This window comes from Citrobacter sp. Ca225, assembly GCF_030337175.1.
Classification (GTDB): Bacteria; Pseudomonadota; Gammaproteobacteria; order Enterobacterales; family Enterobacteriaceae; genus Citrobacter_A; species Citrobacter_A amalonaticus.
Map to the genome: position 1 here is coordinate 18,452 of NZ_JAOWCD010000051.1, position 19,816 is coordinate 38,267.

Consider the following 19,816-nt stretch of genomic DNA (forward strand, 5'->3'; position numbering starts at 1 on the left):
AAGGCGAAAGCGTCGCAAGGTTTGTCAACGTGCTTATCCCTCCCGCAGAGGGTGACTTCTGGAGATCTTGACATGAAAGCCATGGGCTTTATTCGCGGTTTGTTGCTGGCGTTCGGGCTTCTGCCAGGGTTCGTTCAGGCCAGCGATGCCGACGCGTTTGTCGCCGCCAGCCGTACCGTCCAGGCGCAACTGCTCGAACAGTGGGCGGCAACACCTGACCCTCAGCGTTTGCCGCTGCTGACGTCGCTGAGCCGGGAGGCGCTGCTCACCGACAGCACAAAACAGGCTTTCACCCGCGAGGGAACGCAGGTTGTGCCTCTGGGAACGGCCAGTAGCCCAACGGGAACGTTAAAACCCCTACGCCTGACCAACCGACTGCGCATTCTTGTTGCCGGCGCGCTGGCGACGCATCAACTTGTTAGTGACAGTGTCACACAAAGGCTGGCGGCTACCCGTACGCTACAGCGCGACGCACAGCCGTCCATGCTGCCTTTTATCCAACAGCGCCTGGCACAGGAAACTGATGCGGAGGTGAAATCACGCCTGACCCGCGTTCTGGCTAACCTGCAACTGGCCAGTCCATCGGCGGAGATTCGCCGTCAGGCGATCATGCTGTTGGGCGACTCCAGCGATCCGGAAATGCAGGCACGCCTGCAACCGTTTACTGACAAAGCGCATGAACCGGATGCCAGCGTGCGCGCGGTGGCCAGTGACAGCCTGGCGCGTATCCAACAGCGAATGGCGATTGGCGATCTGCTTGGACAGGCGTTTATGGGGCTGTCGCTTGGATCGGTGCTGCTGCTGGCGGCGCTCGGGTTGGCGATCACCTACGGCCTGTTGGGAGTGATCAACATGGCGCACGGCGAAATGCTGATGCTCGGGGCTTACTGTACGTGGATGGTGCAACAGGCGATGGCGCAGTTTGTCCCGCAGTGGCTGGCTTTTTATCCGCTGGTTGCTTTGCCGGTTGCCTTTATGTTTACCGCTGGCGCGGGAATGATTCTGGAACGCGGGGTGATCCGCCATCTTTACGGACGTCCACTGGAAACGCTGCTGGCGACGTGGGGTATCAGCCTGATGCTGATCCAGCTTGTGCGGATGACCTTCGGGGCACAAAACCTGGAGGTGGCGAATCCGGCGTGGCTGTCGGGTGGCGTACAGGTTTACGCCAGTCTGGTACTACCGTGGAATCGCATTGTGGTGCTGGGGTTCGCGCTTCTGGTGCTGTTCTTCACCTGGCTGCTGCTGAATAAAACGCGGCTGGGCATGCGGGTACGCGCCGTGACCCAGAACCGCAGTATGGCGGCCTGCTGCGGTGTTCCGACGGGGCGTGTGGATATGCTGGCCTTTGGCCTGGGTTCAGGTATTGCCGGACTTGGCGGCGTCGCCCTGTCGCAACTGGGTAACGTCGGTCCGGAACTGGGCCAGGGTTATATCATCGACTCCTTTCTGGTGGTGGTGCTGGGCGGCGTCGGCCAACTTGCCGGTAGCGTGGCGGCGGCGTTCGGTCTCGGTGTGTTCAACAAAATCCTTGAACCGCAGATGGGTGCGGTACTCGGGAAGATTGTCATTCTGGTGTTGATCATTCTGTTTATCCAGAAGCGACCCCAGGGACTGTTTGCTCTGAAAGGGAGAGTCACCGAATAATGACCATGCCAATGACCTTAACACTGGCGCGTAAAGCGCCGCGCATCAGTCGGGTGCTGGCGGGGATTATCCTGCTGGCGCTGATGGTGCTGCCGTTTCTTGCCTTGCTGCCCGCCGATCATCCGCTGGCGATTTCCGTGTGGACGTTGACGCTTGCCGGGAAAATTCTCTGCTACGCGGTGGTGGCGGTCGCACTGGATCTGGTCTGGGGGTATGCCGGGATGCTGTCGCTGGGACACGGGCTTTTCTTTGCGCTTGGCGGTTACGCGATGGGGATGTATCTGATGCGCCAGGCCTCCGGTGAAGGGCTGCCCGCGTTTATGTCCTTTCTCTCCTGGAGCGAGTTGCCGTGGTTCTGGTGGGGAACCCAGCATTTTGCGTGGGCAATGGCGCTGGTGGTACTGGTGCCCGGCGGACTGGCGCTGATCTTTGGCTACTTCGCTTTCCGCTCGAAGATTAAAGGCGTCTACTTTTCGATCATGACGCAGGCGCTGACCTTCGCCGGTATGTTGCTGTTCTTTCGTAATGAGACCGGTTTTGGCGGCAACAACGGGTTTACCGGTTTTACCACGCTTCTGGGGCTGTCGGTCACTGCCACCACCACCCGTATCGGACTGTTTCTGGCGACGCTAGGGTTGCTGGTACTGGCATTGTGGCTGGGGTTTGCGCTGGCGCGCAGTAAGTTTGGCCGGATCCTCACCGCCGTGCGCGACGCGGAAAACCGGCTGATGTTTTGCGGCTATGACCCGAAAGGTTTCAAATTGCTGGTCTGGACGCTCTCTGCCGTGTTGTGCGGGTTGGCAGGCGCACTGTATGTGCCGCAGGTCGGGATCATTAACCCCAGCGAAATGTCGCCCACTAACTCTATCGAAGCCGCCATCTGGGTGGCGCTCGGCGGGCGTGGCTCGCTGATCGGCCCGGTCATTGGTGCGGTGATGGTAAACGGTGCCAAAAGCCTCTTTACCGTCATCATGCCGGAATACTGGCAGCTGTTTCTGGGGCTGATCTTCATCGGCGTCACGCTGTTTTTACCCCGTGGCGTGATTGGCCTGTTTCGTAAAGGAGACAAATAATGCAGCCGGATGAAGGCCTTTTTACCCGCCAGGTTCCCGGCGATCGCTATCGCCAGCAGACGGACCCGGTGCTGCAACTGGAAAACATCAACGTCAGCTTTGACGGTTTTCAGGCATTAACCAATCTCACGCTGAATATTGGCGTTGGCGAACTGCGTTGCGTCATTGGTCCTAACGGCGCGGGGAAAACCACGCTGATGGATGTGATTACCGGGAAGACGCGTCCGCAAAGCGGAAAGGCGCTGTATGACCAGTCAACCGATCTGACCGCGTTGGATCCGATCGCCATTGCCCGTCAGGGTATTGGCCGTAAGTTTCAAAAGCCGACGGTGTTCGAAGCGCTGACGGTGGCAGAAAACCTTGAGCTGGCGATGAAAAACGATAAATCGGTGTGGGCGTCACTGCGCGCAAAGTTAAACAGCGAACAGCGCGACCGCATCGATGAGATGCTTGGCTTGCTGCGCCTGCGGACCGAAAGAGGGCGCCATGCCGGGATGCTGTCACACGGCCAGAAGCAGTTTCTCGAGATCGGTATGCTGTTGGTGCAGGAGCCGCACCTGCTATTGCTGGATGAACCCGCCGCTGGCATGACCGATGCAGAGACGGAATATACCGCAGAACTGTTTCGTACGCTGGCGGGCAAACATTCGCTGATGGTAGTGGAGCATGATATGGGCTTTGTAGAAACCATCGCCGACCACGTCACGGTGCTCCATCAGGGAAGCGTACTGGCGGAAGGCAGTCTGCGTGAGGTGCAGGCCAACGAGCAGGTGATTGACGTCTATCTTGGGCGCTAAGGAGTACAGATGCTACAGGTAAATGAACTGAATCAATATTATGGTGGCAGCCATATTCTGCGCGGCGTCACCTTTGACGCCAGCCCTGGTGAAGTGACCTGTCTGCTGGGTCGCAACGGCGTCGGTAAAACCACCTTGCTGAAATGTCTGATGGGGCTGATACCGGCGCGTAGCGGAACGGTGACCTGGCAGGAAAAGAACATCACCCATCGCAAGCCGCATCAGCGGGTACAGGCGGGCATCGCGTATGTGCCGCAGGGCCGCGAAATTTTCCCGCGACTGACGGTGGAAGAAAACCTGTTGCTGGGGCTGTCGCGCTTTTCGTCACGCGAAGCGAAAGCGGTTCCGGAAGAGATCTACACACTATTCCCGGTACTGAAAGAGATGAAACAGCGGCGCGGCGGCGATCTCTCCGGTGGTCAACAGCAGCAACTGGCGATTGGCCGCGCGCTGGCGAGTCGTCCGCAGTTATTGATTCTCGATGAACCGACGGAGGGGATTCAGCCGTCGGTGATCAAAGAGATAGGACAGGTGATCGCTCAGCTCGCCCGGCGTGGCGATATGGCGATTCTGCTGGTTGAGCAGTTCTACGACTTTGCAGCGGAACTGGCGGATAACTATCTGCTGATGTCGCGCGGTAGCATTATTCAACGGGGACGCGGCGAAAATATGGAATCGGAAGGGGTACGCGGTTTAGTGGCTATCTGACAGCCGTGCAGGCCTTGGATCTGCACGACATCAGCTCAACACAACGCCGGTTGGCCCCAGGATCTGACACGCATGCCTTTAAGCATCAGCGCCCACGCGACAATAATCGCCACCATCAGGACGATAAACAGCGTCCAGGCGGGGAATGAGGTCAGAATGACGCCGCTGGCCAACGGGTTAAACGCCGCCCCCAACCAACCCAGCGACTGCGCGGAGAAATAACTGGCCTTCATACCCGGTGGGGCGATGTTATCGATCAGCATGTATTCACCTGGTGCGTAGATCACTTCACCAAGCGTAAAGATCGCGGCGGATACGCCCCAGAGCAGCAGGCTGTTGCCGGAGATCATGAACCCGCCGAGACCAATGACAAAACAGACGGTGCCAAAGCCCATCAGCGGACGAATGTTAGCCGGCGTCAGTCTGCGCCCCACGGCATACTGCAAGCTGACGACCACCGCGGCGTTGACGGGCAACACCACCGCCACGACTTTCTCAGCGAAATTGCCATCGGCGACGACCATCACGTACTGAGAGAGACAGGACGCAAACGCACCGGAAACAAACGAGGCCAGAAACGCCGACAGCGTAAACCAGAACAGTGCTTTATCATGCAGCAGTACCGCAGGCGACCAGGCGACGCTGTTTTCGCTATTAACGGCGGCGGCAGAACGCTTGACCAGAAGCTGGATAAACACCAGCGGAAAGGCGGAGCAGAAGGCGGCGAGCCAGAAGGGTAAGTTGATGCTCTGCATCACCAGCAGCGTGCCGAGCGGCGGGCCAACGGTCCAGCCGATATTCAGTACCGTATAGTTGAGCGAAAAGATTTTTGCCTTCGCGCCGGGCGAAAGATGGTCGGCAAACCAGGCTTTCAGCACGGTGGCAAACACCGAATAAGCGCAGTTGATCAGGGCAAAAAGCAGCACCACCAGCATTACGCTATCAACCAACGGAATGGCGATAAAGCCAAAGGCAAAGGCGGAAATCGCCAGAAGCATGTAGCGCTTCTTGTCGAATTTGTCCGCCAGAATGCCAAAGCCAAGGCTAAAGACCACGCCGATGGTCAACGCAATGGTCATGGCATAGCCGATCAGATCCACGCTCAGGTCGTACTGGCGACTCAGATAAATGGTCATGAAGGGCAGCGTTGCGCCACGACCGATCGTCAGTAACAGTGAGGAGGCGAGTAAAGCAAGGGTGGATCGTCTCAGCGTTTTGTTCATTTCTCTGCCCGACAGTGCGTTTCGTTATATTTGTTTTAGATATGTAAAGAAATAACACGGCAAAAGTGTGATGTATAGCGGATAAATTGTTCTATTGTGCACTGCTATCCCTACCAGAATTAATGATCTGTTGCGGGCTACTCATTTCCGTTACTTTAACTTGTTTACAAAAATTTAAACTTCGCGGAGCGGTGGTATGACGCGCAAAGACGGGCTGTTGGCATTACTGGTGGTGGTGGTTTGGGGGCTGAACTTTGTTGTCATTAAGGTGGGGCTGCATGCAATGCCACCGCTGATGCTGGCGGGGTTGCGCTTTTTGCTGGTGGCGTTTCCGGCGATATTTTTTGTTGCGCGTCCGCGTATTCCGCTGTCGCTGCTGCTCGGTTACGGCCTGACAATCAGCTTCGGTCAGTTTGCCTTTCTGTTTTGCGCGATCAAGTTTGGCATGCCAGCTGGACTGGCGTCGCTGGTATTGCAGGCTCAGGCCTTTTTCACCATCGTGCTGGGCGCATTTGCCTTTGGCGAACGTTTGCAGGGCAAACAAATTGCCGGAATTGCGCTCGCAATTTTTGGTGTGCTGGTGCTGATTGAAGGCAGCCTCAACGGACAGCATGTCGGGATGCTCGGCTTTATGCTGACGCTGGCGGCGGCATTTAGCTGGGCCTGCGGCAATATCTTCAATAAAAAAATAATGGGGCATGCCTCGCGCCCGCCGGTAATGTCGCTGGTGGTCTGGAGCGCACTGATTCCGATACTGCCGTTCTTTGCAGCGTCGCTGTTGCTCGACGGCGCGACGCAAATCGTTGAAAGCCTGATTGCCATCGATCTGACCACGATCTTATCGCTGGTCTATCTGGCCTTTGTTGCCACGATAGTCGGCTACGGGATCTGGGGGACGCTGCTCGGGCGTTATGAAACCTGGCGTGTTGCGCCGCTCTCCCTGCTGGTGCCGGTGGTGGGACTGGCCAGCGCGGCGCTGCTGCTCGACGAAACGCTGAGCGCATTACAGCTGTTTGGCGCGGTGCTGATCATGGCCGGTCTGTACATCAATGTGTTTGGTTTTCGCTGGCGCAGAACGGCGCAGGTGAGGGGATCGTAGGTCGGAAAAAGCGAATAGCGCAGGGATTGCCTGATGTCGCTGCGCTGATCAGGCCTGGCAGGTAAAAACTGACGTTAATATTATCACAATCATCCATTGTCATTTAATACTTAGAAGTGAATTTAAAAATAGTAACAGATATTTTAATAGAGCAGCCATGTACAGGCTGCTCTATTTTTAAGTAATGGCTATATTTTAAATAAATGTTGAACTTGATAATTTTTTGATGATATGTTACGACGAGGGAATGTTCACAGGTTGGAGGTAAATTATATGACGCCAAAAGAGATACTTTGCCAATGGGTTGACGCATTTAATAATGCTGATATAGAAACTATTTCAGAATTATATGATGAGAATGCAATAAACCATCAGGTTGCCAATGAGCCAGTTATTGGTAAAGAGGCGATAAAGAAAATGTTTGAACAAGATTTTTCTTACACGGATATGGTTTGTATCGTTGAAAACATTTTCGAAGATGGACAATGGGCAATTTTAGAGTGGCGTGACCCATTAGGTCTGAGAGGTTGCGGTTTTTTCCAAATAGTAAATAATAAAATTTTATTTCAAAGAGGCTACTGGGATAAGCTAACTTTCTTGAAGCAGCATAATTTGCCTATTGAATAAAATGAATACGTAAAAGAAGAGCGAAAACGGCGCTGCGGGAAATTTTAAGAATATAACGATCAGGGGGATAAAAAAAGCCCCGCTTTTCAGCAGGGCGAAAACGAATCACAGGCTGTGCCGGTTGTAATAGGGCACGCCCAGTTCGTCGGACTTGTCACTTCCCGCGCCCATGTGATTAAAATCAAACGGCGACTGTTCCTGTGAAGTGGGGACAATCATCGTGTCACGACTGTTTGTCGTGGTGGGCTGCGCGGATTGCTCCGCAACGCTCTGACCTGAGACAACAAGCAGCAGGGCCAGCATTGCAGAAGACAACAGTTTCATGATTTCCTCGATTACGTCGTTTACAGGCGATGGTTAGTTACAATGGTTCAGCGGTAGCAAATACCGCGATTCGCCGCGCATATTGGTAATACGGTATTTATGCGGCGGAACGTCGAAATAGTTTTTGAATGTCCGGGTCAGCGTCTGCTGCGACTCGAAACCGTAACGTTCTGCCAGATATAAAATCGGCTCGTTACTCTCTTTTAATTTCTGCGCTATTTCGGTCATTTTACGGCTGCGAATGTACTGGCCTAATGAATGGCCGGTCTCTTTTTTGAACATCCGCTGCAGGTGCCATTTGGAGTAACCTGAACGCTCAGACACTTTTTCCAGTGAGAGCGGCGATTCCAGGTTATCTTCGATCCAGTCCAAAATGCTATGAATGGTGATAGCGTCAGTATTGCGTCTGGACATCGTCATACCTCTTCTTGTTTTACGGCAGTACTTTCTTAAGCAAATGCTCAAGTGTTGCCACTTCGTCCGCCGTTAAGTTTTTTGTTAATTCCTGGTGCAGGTCTTGTCCTACTAATTGATGACATTGCTCACAAATTGCCGCGCCGTGTTCGGTGAGTTTCACCAGCACACCGCGTTTGTCATGTGGGTTAGGCAGTCTGTCAATCCAGCCTTTGCAGACCAGACGCTCGAGCATGCGCGTTAAGGCGCCGAGATCGACAGACAACACTTTTTTCAGTTCAACCGGGGTAATGCAGCCCGCACAACGGATAGAGCAGAGCACCTTAAACTGTGCTGCCGTGATATCCAGCGGCGAGAGATAGTCGTTCAACAGACGATCTTTCTTCTGATTGACCATGTGGATCAAGCGCCCCAGTGGGATGATTTCATTGAATAAGTCACTGGTGCTTTTCACAATGGTTGCCCTGGCAAGTATTTAGTTACGGCAGATAATATTGCCCAGGCAACTATAAGTCAAACGAATGGATTTACCGATCACACGTTTTGCTAAAAGCGAAAAGACACGCGCTGTGTCACATTTTATTTAGTTAATGATAATTAGCGGTTATCTCTCAGGTCGCTAACGAATGCTTACAGCACCAGAATGGCTAACTTCATGGTTTTCCACTTATACTTGCCGCTAATACATGGGTGAAACAGGAATGACGGCCAATATGATGGATTTGTTTAAAGCAATAGGGCTGGGGCTGGTAGTGATTCTCCCTCTGGCGAATCCGTTGACGACCGTCGCGCTGTTTCTCGGCCTTGCCGGGAACATGAACAGCGCAGAACGGAATCACCAGTCGTTAATGGCATCGGTTTACGTGTTTGCCATCATGATGGTGGCCTACTATGCGGGCCAACTGGTGATGAATACTTTCGGTATCTCCATTCCGGGCCTGCGTATCGCCGGGGGGTTAATTGTGGCGTTCATCGGTTTCCGCATGCTGTTTCCGCAGCAAAAAGCGCATGAATCGCCGGAGGCGCGGAGCAAGTCGGAAGAGCTGGAAGATGAGCCGACCGCCAATATCGCGTTTGTGCCGCTGGCAATGCCAAGCACGGCGGGGCCGGGGACCATTGCGATGATTATCAGCTCTGCCTCAACGGTGCGTCACGGCACGGATTTTCCTGACTGGGTGATTACCGTCGCGCCGCCGCTCATCTTTGCCCTGGTGGGGGTGATCCTGTGGGGATGCTTACGCAGTTCCGGGGCGATTATGCGTCTGGTGGGCAAGGGCGGTATTGAAGCCATTTCCCGGCTGATGGGCTTTCTGCTGGTCTGTATGGGCGTGCAGTTTATTATTAACGGCGTGCTGGAAATTATTAAAACCTACTGATCAAAAAGCCCGGTCGCGATGATCGGGCTGTCTGTCAGGAATGCTGTGGTTGTTCTTCTAATGAGACCGGCCATTTACGGAAGATAATCACCGACCAGATCAGCGCGGCAAGTGCCGGAACGGCACCCACGTAGCCAATGGTTGACATCGACCAGTGCAGACTCACCTGATTTCCCACCAGCGCGCCCGCGCCAATACCAATATTGAAAATGCCGGAAAACAGCGCCATCGCTACATCCGTGGCATCCGGAGCCAGCGCCAGCACCTTCACCTGCATCCCGAGGCCAATCACCATGATGGCAATCCCCCAGAAAACGCTCAGAACAGCCAGATGAGATTCACTGTCAGCGGCAGGTAACAGCAATACCAGGCAGAGCAGCAGCAGCGCGATGGCGATGCTGATGAGCGCCGAGGCATGGTGATTGCCGAGCTTGCCAAAGATGATGCTGCCGATAATGCCTGCACCGCCCAGCACCAGTAACAGTACGGTGGCGAAATTTGCGCTCAACCCGGCAACAGTCTGCACAAACGGTTCGATATAGCTGTACGCGGTGTAGTGCGCCGTCACCACCACCACCGTCAACAGATAGAGGCACATCAGCGCCGGACGGCGGAACAGCAGTGGCAGACTTTTCAGCGAGCCGGAATGTTCACTTGGTAATTTCGGCAGCAGCTTGATCAGGCAAATCAGGGTGATGAATGCCCCCATCCCGATGGCGAAGAAGGTGGTTCGCCAGCCAAAATACTGACCAACAATACGACCAAGCGGTAAGCCCAGCACCATCGCCAGCGCCGTTCCGGTGGCGAGTAAACTTAATGCCTGAGCGCGTTTGCCCGCGGGAGCAAGGCGGATCGCCAGTGAAGCGGTAATCGACCAGAAGATCGCGTGCGCAAAGGCAATCCCGATGCGGCTAATCACCAGCACGGTGAAGTTCCACGCCAGGAACGAGAGCACATGGCTGGCAATAAACAGCACAAACAAGCATATCAGCAGCTTACGCCGCTCAACCTGACTGGTCATCAACATGAACGGCAGGGACAACAGCGCGACTACCCAAGCGTAGATCGTCAGCATGATCCCGACCTGTGCGGTCTGCATACTAAAACTCTGTGCGATGTCGGAAAGCAGACCCACGGGGACAAATTCTGTGGTATTGAAAATAAACGCAGCAATAGCCAGCGTAACGACCCGTAACCACGCGACTTTGCGGGAAACCGTTTGAGTTGTCATAAGAGTGCATCGGTTCGTTGCGAAAAGGAGAGGATGCGATCTTAAAACGTTTGCTGATGAAAAGACAACCGTTTTGTGATTCAGATCTCGTTTTCAGCATTGTTCCGTCAGCAGCTCAATGAACGCCTCCAGTTGGCGCATCTTCGCCCCGCGCCGCCAGACCAGCCAGGTCGTCAGCCAGCGCCAGTTACCGGACAGCGGCCAGGCCTCAACCTGCTGATGTCCGGGCATACTTTCCAGCATCGAACGGGGGATTAACGCGATACCAGCACCGGCGATCACACAGGCCAGCATGCCGTGATAGGACTCCATTTCGTGGATCGTGCCAGGCATTGCCCGATCGGCATGAAACCAGCTTTCGAAATGGCGGCGATAGGAACAATTGGCGCGAAAGGCGTAAATGTGACTGCCGTTGACCTCGCTGGCGCGTGTCACTGGCGGGTGACCGTGCGGCGTAACCACCATCATCTCTTCCTGATACACCGGCATCCCTTCAAGACCGGGGTGGGTAATCGGTCCGTCCACAAAGGCGGCATTGAGATGACCCTGAAGCACGCCGTCCAGCATGTTGCCAGAAGGCCCGGTCGCCAGGGAGAACTGGATTTTGGGGTAGCGCTGATTGTAGCGAGCAAGCGTAGCCGGTATGCGTACCGCGGCGGTGCTTTCCAGCGCGCCCAGTGAGAACAGCCCCTGAGGTTCATCACCCGCGACAACCATTCGCGCCTCGTCAACCAGCGCGAGGATCTGCTGACTGTAGCGCAGAAAGTTGTGCCCGGCGGGGGAAAGGCGCAGGCGCTGATTCTCGCGAATAAACAGATCGACGCCGAGATCGGCCTCCAGTTTGCGAATGCGGGTGGTGAGATTGGAGGGGACACGGTGCACCTTCGCCGCTGCCTGGGTGATGCTGCCCGTTTCGGCAACCGCGTTAAACATCTCCAGTTGGGTCAGATCCATAATGTTCTCTCATTGTGAATGGTTTGGTTAATATTATTCATTTTTAGGAAAGAGTAAATGCGTCCATGATGATCGCATCAAGAATGATGGAGAGACTGTATGACGATTTCACCGGCAACCCACGCCATTTCCACCAACCCGTACAATGGCGAACGCCTTTCAGCACTGCCGTGGTCTACGGCCAAAGACATTGAACAGGCGCTACAGCTTGCGGCCGTGGGATTTCGCGACTGGAAACAGACTACGGTGGCGTATCGGGCGCAGAAATTACGTGACATCGGCCAGGCCTTACGCGTGCGTGGCGAAGAGATGGCGCAGTGCATTACCCGTGAGATGGGCAAACCGATTAAACAGGCGCGTGCAGAGGTGGCAAAATCGGCGTCACTGTGTGACTGGTATGCAGAACACGGCCCGGCGATGCTGGACGCTGAACCCACGCAGGTGGAAAACCAACAGGCGGTCATTGAGTATCGTCCGTTAGGTACCATTCTGGCGGTCATGCCGTGGAACTTTCCGCTGTGGCAGGTGCTGCGCGGAGCGGTGCCGATTTTGCTGGCCGGTAATGGCTATCTGCTTAAGCCTGCGCCGAACGTCATTGGCTGCGCGCAAATCATCCGCCAGGTTTTTGCTGATGCAGCGATACCCGTCGGCGTCTACGGCTGGCTGAATGCGGATAATCAGGGCGTCAGCACATTGATAAACGATGCGCGGATTGCGGCCGTGACGGTGACCGGTAGCGTGCGTGCAGGGGCAGCCATTGGCGCTCAGGCCGGAGCCGCGTTGAAAAAATGTGTGCTGGAACTGGGAGGTTCCGATCCGTTTATTGTGCTAAACGATGCCGATCTGGATCTGGCAGTGCAGGCGGCGGTGGCCGGACGCTACCAAAATAGTGGGCAGGTTTGTGCGGCGGCGAAACGCTTTATTCTCGAAGAGGGGATCGCAGAGTGTTTTATCGCGCGCTTTGTGGCGGCTGCCGCCGCGCTGAAGCAGGGCGATCCGCTGGCGGAGGAGAGCGAACTCGGACCGATGGCGCGTGCCGATCTGCGTGACGAGTTGCATCAGCAGGTGCAGGCGACGATTGCCGAAGGCGCTCAGTTACGACTTGGCGGTGAGATGCCTTCCGGAGCCGGTAACTTTTATCCGGCCACGGTGCTGACCAACGTAACCCCTGAGATGACGGCGTTTCGCGAAGAACTGTTCGGGCCGGTTGCGGCGATCGCCATAGCGAAGAGTGCTGAGCATGCGCTGGAACTCGCAAACGACAGTGACTTTGGTCTGTCGGCGACCCTTTTTACCGCCGATGAAGCCCGGGCACTGGAGATGGCCGCACGTCTGGAATGCGGCGGTGTCTTTATCAACGGCTTTAGCGCCAGCGATGCCCGGGTGGCGTTTGGCGGCGTGAAGAAGAGCGGCTTTGGTCGCGAACTCTCGCACTTTGGTCTGCGTGAATTCTGTAATGTGCAGACCGTCTGGAAGAACCGACGCTAATCTTTCCGGCGCTCTGCGGGGCGCCTTGTCACATTTCTGCCATAGTTTTGTCATTTACGCTTCGTAGACTCGCGCTTAACGTGTTGATACTGAAGAATATTATGAACTTAACTCAAATTTTACGTCGCGTTGCGCGCCGTTTTCTACCGCAGCAGTTTGGCCTGTTAACCGGGATTTTTTGCATCATTGCGCTGTTTTCCGTGCTGCAAATGACGTCGTCATTGATGCTGTCGTTTTCTGTCAGTCAGGCCCGGGAAAACGAGCAGCGTAACCAACAGGCGTTGCGTCAACAGACAAAAGTTGAAGAGGCACGGATTGCGCTTCTGACCGCCAGCGATCTGCTCAATCGAGCGGGTGTTTACTTTATGCAGGATGCCGCCACGGGTTCTGAAGGCAGCTGGCAGCCGTTGATTGACGAAGCCCGGCAGGCGTTAACTCAGTCGACAACCGCGTGGCAGACATGGCGCGAAATGAACCCGCAGGCGGACGACGGGCTGGTCGACAGCTATCAGCGTTTTAGCGGCGGTATCCAGGAACAGGTGACAGGGCTAAGTAAGACGCAGTCGATTGACGCGTTCTTTGCGGTGCCCATTCAGGCGTTTCAGGCTGACTTCAATGATAACTATGCCAGAGTGCAAAAAGTCACTGCCCAGGAGCGGGAGAGTGGACGACAACAACTGCTGGATCGTCTACTCAATCTTCAGCATCTGTTCTTACTCCTGCCGATAATGCTGCTGGCCATTGCGATCGCGGTCTGGTGGGGGATGTCGCGCTGGGTGATTTCTCCGCTGCGTCGGCTGATCGCACATATTGATATTCTGGCGGCAGGCGATCTCTCACAGCCGCTTCCTGCCGTACCTGGGTCTAACCGGGAAGTGTCGCAGCTCCACGTAAGAATTGGTGCGATGCAGCAGGGGCTACGTGAGCTGGTCCAGCAGGTCAGTGAGGCAACGACGGCGATGGCTGACAATATCGAAAGGCTGGCGCAGAACAATACGCGCTTGTATCAGCAGTCGGCGAAACAGAGTGAAGAACTGCATAACGTCACCTCGCATATTTCTGTGCTGGAAACGCACGTTGAAGATAACAGCGGATATGCCCAACTGGCGAATCAGCGTGCGGAAGAAGCGCGCGCCATTGCGGCAGGCGGTGACCGAATGATGGATACCGTGAATCGTTCAATGCAGGCGATTGTGACGCGCTCGGCGGAAATGCGCGGGATTATTGCGCTGATTGATAACGTTGCCTTCCAGACTAATATTCTGGCGCTGAACGCGGCTATCGAAGCCGCCCATGCCGGTGAGCAGGGACGCGGCTTTGCGGTGGTGGCAAGAGAAGTGGGATTGCTGGCGCGCAAGAGCAGTCAGTCCACGCAGGATATTCAGGCGCTGATCTATCACTCTCTGCAAGGAATAGAAGAAGGGTCAAGCGCAGTGACGCATCTGGAAGAGAACTTACAGCAGGTGATCGCGCTGGTGGAAAATCTGGGCGCCTCGCTGAATGATATCTCCGCCGCGACGCTGCATCAGGGAGCCCGAATCCATCAAATGACGCGTCAGCTGCAAGCGCTGAACCTGGTCGCGCGTGATACCCGCGAACTGGTGGATACGGCATCGGCTTCCTCGCAGCAGTTGCATAATGAATCGCACCAGTTGATTCACGCCGTGGCGAGATTCCGACTTCCGGCCTGACGTGGGGTATTCCGCTCTGTTATACTCGCAGCCCTTTTCAGACCGGCAGGCAAGGAGCGTGGTGTGGCAATCACTCTGGACAATTCAATTTTAGAGACCATTCTGGCGGAGGTTCGCCCGCTGATAGGTCAGGGCAAAGTTGCGGACTATATTCCCGCGCTGGCCTCGGTTGACGGGTCCCGACTGGGTATTGCGATTTGTACCGTGGAAGGTCAGCTCTGGCAGGCCGGGGATGCGACTGAACGCTTTTCCATTCAGTCAATTTCGAAGGTACTCAGTCTGGTGGTGGCAATGCGTCACTATTCAGAGGATGAGATCTGGCAACGGGTGGGGAAAGATCCGTCCGGTTCGCCGTTTAATTCGCTGGTGCAGTTAGAAATGGAGTACGGCATTCCGCGTAATCCGTTTATTAATGCCGGGGCGCTGGTTGTCTGTGACATGTTACAGGGGCGACTCAGCGCACCGCGTCAGCGTATGCTGGAAGTGGTTCGTGCGCTGAGCGGTGTGCCGGATATCGCTTATGATGCGGTGGTGGCCCGTTCAGAGTTCGAACACTCCGCCCGTAATGCCGCCATTGCCTGGCTGATGAAATCCTTCGGTAATTTTCATCATGACGTGACGACGGTCCTGCAAAACTATTTTCATTACTGTGCGCTGAAAATGAGCTGTGTGGAACTGGCGAAGACGTTTGTCTTTCTGGCGAACCAGGGGAAAGCGTTTCATCTTGATGAGCCCGTGGTGACGCCGATGCAGGCACGACAGATCAATGCGCTGATGGCGACCAGCGGAATGTATCAGAACGCCGGGGAATTTGCGTGGCGTGTTGGCTTGCCCGCGAAATCGGGTGTAGGCGGGGGAATTGTGGCGATAGTGCCGCATGAGATGGCGATCGCCGTGTGGAGTCCTGAACTGGATCCGACCGGGAATTCGCTCGCGGGTATCGCTGCGCTGGAACAACTGACTCAACGCTTAGGACGTTCAGTTTACTGATGAACACGTTTGATCCGCTTTTTGCCCGTCTGTCGCGCTCGCCGTTTCGCTCCCGTTTTCGTCTGGGCACGAAAGAGAGACAGTATTGCTGGGATAAAGGGGCAGAGGTTATCGATCAACATGCTGCGGATTTTGTGGCGAAGCGACTTGCGCCAGCCGCACCGGTCAATGACGGCAAACAAACGCCGATGCGCGGTCATCCGGTATTTATCGCCCAACATGCCACGGCGACCTGCTGTCGCGGCTGTCTTGCTAAATGGCATAATATCGCCCAGGGACAGCCGTTGAGCGATGAGCAACAGCAGTATGTGGTCGCTGTTATCCATCACTGGTTAGTGCTTCAAATGAATACACCGTAATAATTAAATGGTTACGTTAATCCCATAAAATAAGCATGGTTTATTGCTGGCGAATTTAACAAATAAAAATGTTAACGCAGCTGGAGTACGACTACCTTTGAGAATAATTCATGCTATTCTCTTAAATATTATAACCATTACGCAGAGATAATTGCCGACGGCAATTATATGGATAGATATTTAATGCACGTACTCCACATTCCGTCTTTCCGGCTGTTTCAGGAAGGCCATTCACTGCGTAACGCCAGCGTTATTTTTGCTTTAACCACACTATTCTACTTTATTGGCGCCGAGCTGCGCCTGGTGCATGAACTTTCGCTGTTCTGGCCGCTCAACGGCGTGATCGCCGGGATTTTTGCCCGTTATGTCTGGTTAAACAAGCTGCATTATTATGCTGTTAGCTACGTCGCCATGCTGGGTTATGATGCGATCACCACCGAGTGGGGATGGGTATCGCTGATTATTAATCTCTCCAACATGGTGTTTATCGTGGTTGTCGCCCAACTGGTGATCCGCGATAAGCGACTGGGGAAAAATAAATATGAGCCTATCAGTGCGTTACGCTTATTTAATTACTGTCTGATTGCGGCACTGCTCTGCGCCATAATTGGCGCGATGGGATCTGTGGGTATCGACCGACTGTCATTCTGGCCACTGGTGGCTGACTGGTTCAGCGAACAATTCTCAACCGGGGTGCTGATTGTGCCCTGTATGCTGACGCTGGGTATTCCTGGCGCGGTAAAACGCTTTAAACCCGAACAACTGATGCCGGTGGCGGCGTTAATTATCTCGGTGCTGGCATCGGTCATTATTGGCGGCGCCGGAAGCCTGGCCTTTCCGCTGCCGGCGCTGATCTGGTGTGCGGTGCGCTATACCCCGCAGGTCACTTGTCTGCTGACTTTTCTTACCGGCGCCGTTGAAATTGTGCTGGTGGCAAATTCGATAATCAATATCGCGGTGGCGTCACCGTTGTCTACGCCGCAGATGTTCTCTGCCCGACTGGGAATTGCCACGATGGCAATTTGCCCCATTATGGTTTCAGTCAGCGTGGCGGCGATTAATTCCCTGATGAAGCAGGTTTCCCTGCGCGCCGATTTCGATTTTCTTACCCACGTTTATTCTCGTTCCGGACTTTATGAAGCGCTGAAGCGTCAGGAGTATCCGCACTCGCAGCATATCACCGTCATGCTGTTGGATATCGACTATTTCAAGAGCATTAATGATAACTTCGGTCATGAATGCGGCGATGTAGTACTCCGCGTGTTTGCACAACGTATTCGCGAGATTATCGGTGACCGGGGGCTGGTGGCGCGTATGGGAGGGGAAGAATTTGTCGTGGTGGTTCCCTCAGTGCATCCTGATGAGGGAATGCTGCTGGCGGAAAATATTCGTACGGCGGTCGCACAGCAACCCTTCACCTGGAACCAGCAGAATATCTATCTGACAGTCAGCATTGGCCTTGGGAATGGCAGTATCGGCACCCATTTGCTGACGGACGTTTTCAACACCTTGATGGTTGAAGCGGACGAGTGTTTGTACCGTTCGAAGAACGAAGGTCGTAATCGGACCAGCGATCGCCGGACGGATAAGACCGTCTTTGCTGGAAGCGATCTGGCATAACAATATCCTATGGAACTCCCCGTTGTGTTATCACAATGTTAAGTGCATGGTGTTGTCTCTATTACGGAGGCAACATGACCCTGGCAAAATCCTGTTATGTGTTGGATGCGGGAGCTATCGAGGCGAGAATTGATGAGCTCTGTGACGTCCTGACCGACTGTGTGACGCGCGGCGCATCAGTCAGTTTTGTATTACCGTTTACCTGTTCAAAAGCACGTGCATTCTGGCATGACGTCGCGCAAAGCGCGGGCAGAGGAGAGCGCGTCGTTCTTGCGCTCGACAACCCCTCAGGCGTGATTGTCGGTACCGTGCAACTCATTCTCAAGCAGCCGGAAAATCAACCTCATCGCGCGGACGTGGCGAAACTTTTAGTTCACTCCAGCGCACGTCGTCAGGGATTCGCTCGTCAGTTGATGACGGCACTGGAAACGTGCGCAATACAGCAGCAAAAAACGCAGCTGGTGCTGGATACCGCTACAGGAAGCGATGCTGAGTTGTTCTACCACTCTTGCGGCTGGCGCAAAGCCGGTGAGATCCCTGATTATGCGCTGATGCCAGATGGAAAGCTGACCGGCACCACGCTTTTCTATAAATCTCTATAAATAGTTGTCATGAATTGATCAAAACAGGGTTTTACTCTCGTGAAGTTTTGCTAACCTGTTCTACCAATTTAATCAGGTTGTATGACTAATCGAAAGGGAACCCATTGTGAAAACACTTAACCGTCGCGATTTTCCCGGTGCTCACTATCCTGAACGCATCATTCAGTTTGGTGAAGGTAACTTCCTTCGCGCCTTTATTGACTGGCAAGTTGATCTGCTGAATGAACATACCGATCTGAATTCTGGTGTGGTCATTGTTCGACCTATTGAAAGTACATTCCCACCTTCACTCAGTACCCAGGATGGTCTTTACACGACAATCATTCGCGGTCTGAATGAACAGGGAGAAGCCATCAGCGATGCTCGTCTGATTCGTTCGGTGAATCGTGAAATCAGCGTTTACGGTGATTACGATGCGTTCCTGAAACTGGCGCACAATCCTGAGATGCGTTTTGTGTTCTCTAACACCACGGAAGCAGGTATCAGTTATCACGCAGGTGATAAATTTGATGATGCGCCAGCGGTAAGTTATCCGGCGAAGCTGACGCGTCTGCTGTTTGAACGCTACAGCCATTTCAACGGCGCGTCGGATAAAGGCTGGATCATCATCCCTTGCGAACTGATTGATTATAATGGTGATGCTCTACGTGAGCTGGTGCTGCGCTATGCGCAGGAGTGGTCACTGCCAGCGGCATTTATCACCTGGCTGGATCAGGCAAACGTCTTCTGTTCCACGCTGGTGGACCGTATTGTCACGGGTTATCCGCGCGATGAAGCGGCGCAACTGGAGAACGAACTGGGCTATCACGATGGTTTCCTCGATACAGCCGAACACTTTTATCTGTTTGTGATCCAGGGACCGAAATCACTGGCAGCAGAACTGCGTCTCGATAAATATCCGCTTAACGTTCTGATTGTTGAGGATATTAAGCCGTACAAAGAGCGTAAAGTGGCCATCCTTAACGGTGCGCACACGGCGCTGGTACCGGTGGCATTCCAGGCAGGACTGGATACGGTCGGCGAGGCGATGAATGACACCGAAATCTGCGCCTTTGTGGAAAAAGCGATTTATGAGGAGATCATCCCGGTTCTCGATCTGCCGCGTGATGAACTGGAGTCATTTGCCAGTGCGGTTACCGGACGTTTCCGTAACCCCTATATTAAGCACCAGTTGCTGTCGATTGCGTTGAACGGGATGACTAAATTCCGCACCCGCATTCTTCCCCAGTTGTTGGCAGGGCAGAAGGCGAACGGCCAACTCCCGGCTCGTCTGACCTTCGCGTTAGCCGCCCTGATTGCGTTCTATCGCGGTGAGCGTAATGGGGAAGCTTACCCGGTTCAGGACGATGCGCACTGGATCACCCGTTTTCAGCAACTCTGGAGCCAGCATGGCGATCGCCAGATGACGACTCAGCAACTGGTGAGTGACGTGCTGGCGGTAGAAGAACACTGGGAGCAAGACCTGACGAAAGTGGCGGGGCTGGTTGAGCAGGTGGCTGCCGATCTCGATGCCATTCTGTCAAAAGGAATGCGAGAAGCGGTGAAACCGCTTTGCTAAAGCAGTGACCCGGCTAAGGCCGGGTTTCTTATACA

20 protein-coding genes are annotated in these 19,816 nt (G+C 54.3%); 14 read left to right on the plus strand and 6 right to left on the minus strand.

From position 1 onward, the window contains the following. Nucleotides 1-72 precede the first annotated feature (72 nt). From urtB to urtE, 4 genes are read left to right on the plus strand one after another with little or no spacing between them, the layout of a single operon-like run. Nucleotides 73-1,647, plus strand: coding sequence for an urea ABC transporter permease subunit UrtB (gene urtB / locus OGW13_RS03865; RefSeq protein WP_104446439.1), 1,575 nt, complete (start codon nt 73-75; stop codon nt 1,645-1,647). After that, nucleotides 1,647-2,720 (plus strand): urea ABC transporter permease subunit UrtC, encoded by a 1,074-nt coding sequence (gene urtC, locus OGW13_RS03870; RefSeq protein WP_043000731.1) that lies wholly within the window; start codon nt 1,647-1,649, stop codon nt 2,718-2,720. The genes urtB and urtC overlap by 1 nt, the downstream gene beginning before the upstream one ends. Continuing rightward, on the plus strand, nt 2,720-3,517 hold the full coding sequence (gene urtD, locus OGW13_RS03875; protein WP_043000730.1) for an urea ABC transporter ATP-binding protein UrtD: 798 nt from the start codon (nt 2,720-2,722) through the stop codon (nt 3,515-3,517). The genes urtC and urtD overlap by 1 nt, the downstream gene beginning before the upstream one ends. A 9-nt stretch (nt 3,518-3,526) precedes the next feature. Then, a complete protein-coding gene (gene urtE / locus OGW13_RS03880) occupies nt 3,527-4,225 on the plus strand; it encodes an urea ABC transporter ATP-binding subunit UrtE (RefSeq protein ID WP_043000729.1) in 699 nt (232 codons plus the stop codon). A gap of 35 nt (nt 4,226-4,260) precedes the next feature. Here urtE and ydeE read toward each other — a convergent pair whose 3' ends face one another. After that, nucleotides 4,261-5,448 (minus strand): efflux MFS transporter YdeE, encoded by a 1,188-nt coding sequence (ydeE, locus tag OGW13_RS03885; protein ID WP_200041205.1) that lies wholly within the window; start codon nt 5,446-5,448, stop codon nt 4,261-4,263. Nucleotides 5,449-5,644: 196 nt separating this feature from the next. Between ydeE and eamA the strand changes: the two genes are divergently transcribed. After that, nucleotides 5,645-6,547, plus strand: a complete 903-nt coding sequence (gene eamA / locus OGW13_RS03890) for an O-acetylserine/cysteine exporter (RefSeq protein WP_043000727.1) — start codon at nt 5,645-5,647, stop codon at nt 6,545-6,547. Between the two features lie 273 nt (nt 6,548-6,820). Further along, nucleotides 6,821-7,174 carry a nuclear transport factor 2 family protein gene (locus tag OGW13_RS03895; RefSeq protein WP_044258874.1) on the plus strand — a complete coding sequence of 118 codons (354 nt, stop codon included), beginning with the start codon at nt 6,821-6,823 and terminating at the stop codon, nt 7,172-7,174. A 105-nt stretch (nt 7,175-7,279) separates the two neighbouring features. Here OGW13_RS03895 and marB read toward each other — a convergent pair whose 3' ends face one another. The 3 genes from marB to marR are packed head-to-tail and all read right to left on the minus strand — an operon-like array spanning nt 7,280 to nt 8,366. After that, complete coding sequence (marB, locus tag OGW13_RS03900; RefSeq protein ID WP_043000725.1) at nt 7,280-7,498, minus strand: multiple antibiotic resistance protein MarB; 219 nt, start codon at nt 7,496-7,498, stop codon at nt 7,280-7,282. A 33-nt stretch (nt 7,499-7,531) separates the two neighbouring features. Continuing rightward, nucleotides 7,532-7,912 (minus strand): MDR efflux pump AcrAB transcriptional activator MarA, encoded by a 381-nt coding sequence (gene marA / locus OGW13_RS03905; protein WP_139155862.1) that lies wholly within the window; start codon nt 7,910-7,912, stop codon nt 7,532-7,534. 19 nt (nt 7,913-7,931) lie between these two features. Further along, nucleotides 7,932-8,366: a multiple antibiotic resistance transcriptional regulator MarR gene (gene marR, locus OGW13_RS03910; protein ID WP_043000723.1), complete on the minus strand. Its 435-nt coding sequence runs from the start codon at nt 8,364-8,366 to the stop codon at nt 7,932-7,934. Between the two features lie 259 nt (nt 8,367-8,625). Here marR and OGW13_RS03915 point away from each other — a divergent pair, with 259 nt between their 5' ends. After that, entirely contained in the window at nt 8,626-9,288 is a 663-nt protein-coding gene (locus tag OGW13_RS03915; RefSeq protein ID WP_043000722.1) for a MarC family NAAT transporter, read from the plus strand. 34 nt (nt 9,289-9,322) lie between these two features. On the opposite strand, the gene OGW13_RS03920 is transcribed toward OGW13_RS03915, so the two are convergent. Beyond that, nucleotides 9,323-10,519 (minus strand): sugar transporter, encoded by a 1,197-nt coding sequence (locus tag OGW13_RS03920; RefSeq protein ID WP_287115727.1) that lies wholly within the window; start codon nt 10,517-10,519, stop codon nt 9,323-9,325. A gap of 93 nt (nt 10,520-10,612) precedes the next feature. Then, a complete protein-coding gene (gene ptrR / locus OGW13_RS03925) occupies nt 10,613-11,473 on the minus strand; it encodes a putrescine utilization regulator PtrR (RefSeq protein ID WP_090050094.1) in 861 nt (286 codons plus the stop codon). 99 nt (nt 11,474-11,572) lie between these two features. On the opposite strand from ptrR, the gene sad reads away from it, so the two are divergent. From sad to OGW13_RS03960, 7 genes are all read left to right on the plus strand, one after another. Next, nucleotides 11,573-12,961: a succinate-semialdehyde dehydrogenase gene (gene sad, locus OGW13_RS03930; RefSeq protein WP_287115728.1), complete on the plus strand. Its 1,389-nt coding sequence runs from the start codon at nt 11,573-11,575 to the stop codon at nt 12,959-12,961. A gap of 101 nt (nt 12,962-13,062) precedes the next feature. Further along, nucleotides 13,063-14,652, plus strand: a complete 1,590-nt coding sequence (locus OGW13_RS03935; protein ID WP_200119823.1) for a methyl-accepting chemotaxis protein — start codon at nt 13,063-13,065, stop codon at nt 14,650-14,652. 63 nt (nt 14,653-14,715) lie between these two features. Continuing rightward, nucleotides 14,716-15,642, plus strand: a complete 927-nt coding sequence (glsB, locus tag OGW13_RS03940; protein WP_044258885.1) for a glutaminase B — start codon at nt 14,716-14,718, stop codon at nt 15,640-15,642. Continuing rightward, complete coding sequence (locus OGW13_RS03945; protein ID WP_043000716.1) at nt 15,642-16,001, plus strand: DUF4186 domain-containing protein; 360 nt, start codon at nt 15,642-15,644, stop codon at nt 15,999-16,001. Before glsB ends, OGW13_RS03945 begins: the two co-directional genes overlap by 1 nt. A gap of 183 nt (nt 16,002-16,184) precedes the next feature. Further along, entirely contained in the window at nt 16,185-17,621 is a 1,437-nt protein-coding gene (locus tag OGW13_RS03950) for a GGDEF domain-containing protein (RefSeq protein WP_090050101.1), read from the plus strand. Between the two features lie 74 nt (nt 17,622-17,695). Then, on the plus strand, nt 17,696-18,223 hold the full coding sequence (locus OGW13_RS03955) for a GNAT family N-acetyltransferase (RefSeq protein WP_090050103.1): 528 nt from the start codon (nt 17,696-17,698) through the stop codon (nt 18,221-18,223). 106 nt (nt 18,224-18,329) lie between these two features. Then, nucleotides 18,330-19,781 carry a tagaturonate reductase gene (locus OGW13_RS03960; RefSeq protein ID WP_090050105.1) on the plus strand — a complete coding sequence of 484 codons (1,452 nt, stop codon included), beginning with the start codon at nt 18,330-18,332 and terminating at the stop codon, nt 19,779-19,781. The last annotated feature ends 35 nt before the right edge of the window (nt 19,782-19,816 follow it).

Bases quoted from the DNA above. Each gene is read 5' to 3' on its own strand.
- urtB (WP_104446439.1), top strand. From the start codon at position 73: ATGAAAGCCATGGGCTTTATTCGCGGTTTGTTGCTGGCGTTCGGGCTT.
- urtC (WP_043000731.1), top strand. From the start codon at position 1,647: ATGACCATGCCAATGACCTTAACACTGGCGCGTAAAGCGCCGCGCATC.
- urtD (WP_043000730.1), top strand. From the start codon at position 2,720: ATGCAGCCGGATGAAGGCCTTTTTACCCGCCAGGTTCCCGGCGATCGC.
- urtE (WP_043000729.1), top strand. From the start codon at position 3,527: ATGCTACAGGTAAATGAACTGAATCAATATTATGGTGGCAGCCATATT.
- ydeE (WP_200041205.1), bottom strand. From the start codon at position 5,448: ATGAACAAAACGCTGAGACGATCCACCCTTGCTTTACTCGCCTCCTCA.
- eamA (WP_043000727.1), top strand. From the start codon at position 5,645: ATGACGCGCAAAGACGGGCTGTTGGCATTACTGGTGGTGGTGGTTTGG.
- OGW13_RS03895 (WP_044258874.1), top strand. From the start codon at position 6,821: ATGACGCCAAAAGAGATACTTTGCCAATGGGTTGACGCATTTAATAAT.
- marB (WP_043000725.1), bottom strand. From the start codon at position 7,498: ATGAAACTGTTGTCTTCTGCAATGCTGGCCCTGCTGCTTGTTGTCTCA.
- marA (WP_139155862.1), bottom strand. From the start codon at position 7,912: ATGTCCAGACGCAATACTGACGCTATCACCATTCATAGCATTTTGGAC.
- OGW13_RS03915 (WP_043000722.1), top strand. From the start codon at position 8,626: ATGATGGATTTGTTTAAAGCAATAGGGCTGGGGCTGGTAGTGATTCTC.
- OGW13_RS03920 (WP_287115727.1), bottom strand. From the start codon at position 10,519: ATGACAACTCAAACGGTTTCCCGCAAAGTCGCGTGGTTACGGGTCGTT.
- ptrR (WP_090050094.1), bottom strand. From the start codon at position 11,473: ATGGATCTGACCCAACTGGAGATGTTTAACGCGGTTGCCGAAACGGGC.
- sad (WP_287115728.1), top strand. From the start codon at position 11,573: ATGACGATTTCACCGGCAACCCACGCCATTTCCACCAACCCGTACAAT.
- OGW13_RS03935 (WP_200119823.1), top strand. From the start codon at position 13,063: ATGAACTTAACTCAAATTTTACGTCGCGTTGCGCGCCGTTTTCTACCG.
- OGW13_RS03945 (WP_043000716.1), top strand. From the start codon at position 15,642: ATGAACACGTTTGATCCGCTTTTTGCCCGTCTGTCGCGCTCGCCGTTT.
- OGW13_RS03950 (WP_090050101.1), top strand. From the start codon at position 16,185: ATGCACGTACTCCACATTCCGTCTTTCCGGCTGTTTCAGGAAGGCCAT.
- OGW13_RS03955 (WP_090050103.1), top strand. From the start codon at position 17,696: ATGACCCTGGCAAAATCCTGTTATGTGTTGGATGCGGGAGCTATCGAG.